The organism is Acidocella sp. (assembly GCF_028687955.1).
In the GTDB taxonomy this organism is placed as follows: Bacteria; Pseudomonadota; Alphaproteobacteria; order Acetobacterales; family Acetobacteraceae; genus Acidocella.
The window spans coordinates 1-4,489 of the sequence record NZ_JAQTZC010000109.1 but is presented as its reverse complement, the minus strand read 5'-3'; the positions used below and the strand labels follow the sequence as shown (position 1 = coordinate 4,489).

The following is a 4,489-nucleotide window of genomic DNA, read 5'->3' as shown; positions in this document are numbered from 1 at the left end:
CGGCCATGAATATCACCACGCGCTTCGCCCCCAGCCCCACCGGGTATCTCCATCTTGGCCACGCATTTTCGGCCTGGAACGCCTGGGTGCGCGCGGATGTGTTCCGGCTGCGGCTGGAAGATATCGACAGCACCCGCTGCCGCCCCGAATATGCGGCGGCGATCCTGGAGGATCTGCGCTGGCTGGGGCTGGAATGGGATGGGGAAATCCGCGTGCAGTCAACGCATTTGGCCCAATACCAGGCGGCGCTGGCGATATTGCGCGGGCGGGGGTTGCTTTATCCATGCTTCTGCACCCGGGCGGAGATTGCCCGCGCGCAGGCGGCGCCGCATGGCGCGGAGGCGGTGTATCCGGGCACCTGCCGGCATTTGAGCGAGGCCGCGCGGGCGGAGAGGATGAACGCCGGAGCAGCCTATGCGCTGCGGCTGGATATGGCGGCGGCGCTGCGCCAGGCGGGCGCGCTGCGGTTTTTCGAGGAGGGCAAGGGCTGGATCGAGGCCAGGCCCCTGCCCTTTGGCGATGTGGTGCTGGCGCGCAAGGATACGCCAACCAGTTATCATCTCTGCGTGGTGCATGACGATGCGTTGCAGGGCATCAGCCATGTGATCAGGGGTGAGGATTTGTTTGAGGCGACGCATGTGCATGTGCTGTTGCAGGCGCTGCTGGGGCTGCCGGCGCCGGTTTATGCGCACCACCGGCTGCTGCGCGATGCGCAAGGCAGGCGGCTGGCCAAGCGCGATTTTGCCGCTACGTTACGCTCCATGCGGGCGGCGGGTGTGCAGCCGCGCGCGATATTGCGGCAATTCGAGGAAGGCATCGCGGCATGAGGCGTATTCTGGTCAGCCTGGGGTGGCTCGCGGGGTTTGCGCTGCTGGGAGGCGGCGCCATGGAGGTGTTCGGCCGCGCGATGTTCCCGCATCTGCACGCGCCAGAGCCGCATGAGAAGCTGATCGCGCTGGGGGCGGCGTTCGGGCTCAACCTGTTCGTGCTGGCCATGTGCTTTGCGCTGCTACCTGGGGCGCGGCGGCCGCCGGGGGTGGCGCAGCCGTTCGGCCTGGCGCAAGGAATCTGGGGCATGGTGGGGTTTGGCCTGGCCATGGCCGGAGGCGGCGCGCTGCTGGCGAATGTGCTGACCATCGAGAACCTGGCCCTGATCGCCCGCCATGCGGCGGCGCGGGTGAATTTCAACGGGCCGGCATTTATGCTGGCCACAGTGCTGGCCGGAGAGAGCGCGGCGGCGCTTTGGGTTGTCTGGTATCTGCGCCGGTTGGGCAGCGCGCGGATGAGGGATGGCGGGGAGAGCGGCATCGGCTGGTGCGCCGCCCCGGCGCTGGGTTATGTGAGCGCGGCTGTTACGGCGGTGTGGATTGTTTGCAGCGTTGGGCTGCTGTTTCACTTTTTTCCACCCGATATGCGGGCGTTGCGCAATCTGCCCGAGTCACAACTGTTCGAGAGCCGCGGGCTGGCGGCGCTGCCGCTGCTGGCGGTGGCTTTGTTCATCGGCCCGGCGCTGGAGGAGGTCGTGTTCCGTGGCATCGCCTTTGCCGGGCTGGCGGCGCGGCTGGGGCCGGTCCGGGCGGCGGTTATAACCACGCTGGCCTTTATGGCGGCGCACGCGCCGGAGAAGATGTATTACCCGCCGGGCTTTATCGATGTAGGGCTGATGGCCGCCTGCGCCGTGGTGCTGCGGCTGAGGTTCCGCTCCATCCGCCCGGCGATTGCGCTGCATATACTCTATAATGCCGGATCTATTCTGGCGGCGGTGTTGTTCGTGCGGTGAGCGGGCAGGAGATGCCGGCGGCGGGGAACGGCGGATGCGCGTGCAGGGCCCAGAGGTACAGCAAAGGCGCGGGGGGAAGGCCGGTTGCGCGGGCGAAGCGGCGGATCTGGCAGACCCGGTGAATTTCATACGGAAGCACGGCGGCGCGCTGGCGCTGTTCCCCTTGCGCGATGAAGGCCGCGATCTGGCCCACAGACCAGCGCGGGCGGCCAGGGATGGGCTGGTAGAGCGCGCCCTGCGGCGCGGAAGTTGTCATGCGCCACCCTGCCTGTTGCAGCGACACGGCGGCGGCGCGGGTTTTAGCGGCTTCGTCCACCGGCTTGCCCGCGTAATAGCCGTAGCCATGAGGGAGCAGCACCACATATTGCACACCGTAGGCTTGCAGGTAGGCGGAGAACTCCTGGGGGCCGATCTGGTTGAACAGGTTGCGCCACAGCGCCGGATACAGCGGCCAGGAAGAAAATGGCGCGGGCATGCCGTTGCCCAGATAGCCCTGGCCCACCAGCACGAAGCGCATGCCTGAAGCATATTGCCAGCCCATCTCCTGGGCGAAAACCGGCAGGACCAGCACATGCGCGCCCGGCGGCAGGGCGGCAAAAACGGAGGGCAGCACCGGCTGACGCCAGTTGCGCGCGGTGGATTGCGCGGGAAGGATGGCGAGGAGGCACAGCCCGGCCAGCGCGTAACGGCGCCAGCCGGTGCCGGGGCGCGCCAGCCAGAGCGCTAGCAACAGCGCAAGAGAAAGCCAGGCATAGAGCGCGAAACGGCCAGGAAGCATGGCGGCGAGAACCGGCATCTGGGCAAAGGGCAGCCATGGCGCCGGGCCCAGGCTGTGGCCCAGAACATGGACATAAGGGCCGAGGGAGGCCACCGCCGCCAGCAGCGCCATGCCCGCCAGCACGCGCGCCGCCGCGAGGGGCGTTGTGCGCCAGATATAGAGCGCGAGCAGCACCAGGGGCAGGCTGTAATAGCCGCCCTGCTCGGCGGAATTGCCCGTGAAAAGTTTTGACAGCGGCAGCGCCAGATGCCCGCCCAGGAACACCAGCGGCGTGGGGATGAAGGCTGCCAGCAGGTCGTCGGAATAGACATCAGGCGTGGAGAAATTGGCCCGCGCGGCGGCGTAGCCGCGCAGCATGGCCCAGATGAAGGGGGATGCCAGCAGCAGGCAAAGACCCAGCCCCAGCAGGATGCCCGCCAGCAGACGGGCCAGCACAGGGCGCGGCAAAGGGGCCAGCCAAGCCAGCAGCAGCAGCGCGGCGGCGCCGAAGAGAATTTCGCTGGCGAAAATCTCCTGCGAGACGCCGAATTCGAACAGAAGCAGCCCCCCCAGCACCACGCCCAGCCGCCAGCGCGGCCAGTTATGCGCGGCCGCGCGCAGGCACGCCCAGAGGCTGAGCGGCACGGCGGCGGTGAAAGCGAGATTGAGGTGACCAAGGGTTTGGCCTATCTCATAGCCCGAACAGGCGAAGACCGCGCCGGCGAGCAGCGCGGCGGCGAAGGCGCCGGTAAGCTCCCAGGCGGCAAGATAGAGGGCGAAGGCGGAGAGCGCGGGGGCGGCGATCATCAACACGTTGAACACCGCCGGAGCGCCAAAACGCAGGGTGAAAGGTGCCGCCAGCAGGCCGAGCGCGGGGATGGAGGTTTTCCATACCAGATCGGTGCCCGCCGGGTAATCAACGTCATGCGTGAACAGCAGCGGCAAATGATGCGACAGCGCGAAAGGCCACCAATTGAGGAACCAGATGAAGCCCAGGGAATCCTGGCCGTCACCGAAACTGGTGAGGCCCGGCCAATGATGCGGCGGGGCATAGAAAACCCCGCTGGCGGCCAGAAACAACAGGCAGACCGCGGCATGGCGCGGAAGCTGGTGGCGCGGAGCGGGTTCGTTGCGCATCTGCGGCTTTCAACCACAGGTTGGCCTTGCGCACAACGTCCGCGATTTGGCATTCCTCCGCGATCAGCGTAGACTGAGGTGGGAAATATCTGGGTGGAGATTAATTTATGGGTGGATTGAGCATCTGGCACTGGCTGATCGTGCTGTTCGTGGTCATGCTTGTGTTCGGTACCGGCAAGGTCAGCAACCTGATGGGCGAATTCGGCAAGGGGATTAAATCCTTCAAGGAAAATCTTGCCGACGAGGATGGCAAAAAAGGCCAGGACGCCTCGATGAGCAAGCCGGATTCGCTGAGCGCGCCACTGCCGGACCAGAACAAGACGACCGTAAACCAGGGCTGAGATGGTTCCCGCTGAACTGGCGAACGCCTTGGCCGAGGCCGGGCAGCGGATGGATTCGCATTGCTGGGTGCCAGGCTCCGCCGGCAACCTTTCCGCGCGCATTGATGACGGCCGCATCGCGATCACCCGTAGCGGCGTGCATAAAGGCCGGTTGAAGACCGGCGATATCATGGCTGTGGATTACACCGGCCAGGCGCTGAGCAAGGGGATGAAACCCAGCGCGGAGACGCTGCTGCATTGCCAACTCTACCGGCTGTTTCCGCAGGTGGGTGCGGTGCTGCATGGCCATTCGGTGGCCGCCACCGTGCTCTCCATGCAGGGGGCGATCACCTTTTCGGACTATGAGGTTTTGAAGGCCTTTGGCTTTGCCACGCATGAGATGGACGTGGTGCTGCCGGTATACGCCAATGACCAGGACATCGGCCGGCTGGCCGCCTATATCGAGCCGTTGCTGCTGCGCGACCCGCCGATTGG

The 4,489-nt window shown here is 66.0% G+C and carries 5 protein-coding genes; 4 read left to right on the top strand and 1 reads right to left on the bottom strand.

All coding sequences use genetic code 11. The features are described 5' to 3' along the window. Nucleotides 1–5 precede the first annotated feature (5 nt). Together gluQRS and PHE40_RS10700 are read left to right on the top strand one after the other, a co-directional pair. On the top strand, nt 6–827 hold the full coding sequence (gene gluQRS / locus PHE40_RS10705) for a tRNA glutamyl-Q(34) synthetase GluQRS (RefSeq protein ID WP_299961598.1): 822 nt from the start codon (nt 6–8) through the stop codon (nt 825–827). Beyond that, a complete protein-coding gene (locus PHE40_RS10700; RefSeq protein WP_299961596.1) occupies nt 824–1,780 on the top strand; it encodes a CPBP family intramembrane glutamic endopeptidase in 957 nt (318 codons plus the stop codon). The genes gluQRS and PHE40_RS10700 overlap by 4 nt, the downstream gene beginning before the upstream one ends. Here PHE40_RS10700 and PHE40_RS10695 read toward each other — a convergent pair. Further along, on the bottom strand, nt 1,749–3,674 hold the full coding sequence (locus PHE40_RS10695) for a hypothetical protein (RefSeq protein ID WP_299961594.1): 1,926 nt from the start codon (nt 3,672–3,674) through the stop codon (nt 1,749–1,751). The genes PHE40_RS10700 and PHE40_RS10695 overlap by 32 nt on opposite strands. A gap of 107 nt (nt 3,675–3,781) precedes the next feature. On the opposite strand from PHE40_RS10695, the gene PHE40_RS10690 reads away from it, so the two are divergent. Continuing rightward, a complete protein-coding gene (locus PHE40_RS10690) occupies nt 3,782–4,015 on the top strand; it encodes a twin-arginine translocase TatA/TatE family subunit (protein WP_291422379.1) in 234 nt (77 codons plus the stop codon). A gap of 1 nt (nt 4,016) precedes the next feature. Further along, nucleotides 4,017–4,489: methylthioribulose 1-phosphate dehydratase (mtnB, locus tag PHE40_RS10685; RefSeq protein ID WP_299961591.1), on the top strand; the 473-nt coding region annotated here is incomplete at its 3' end.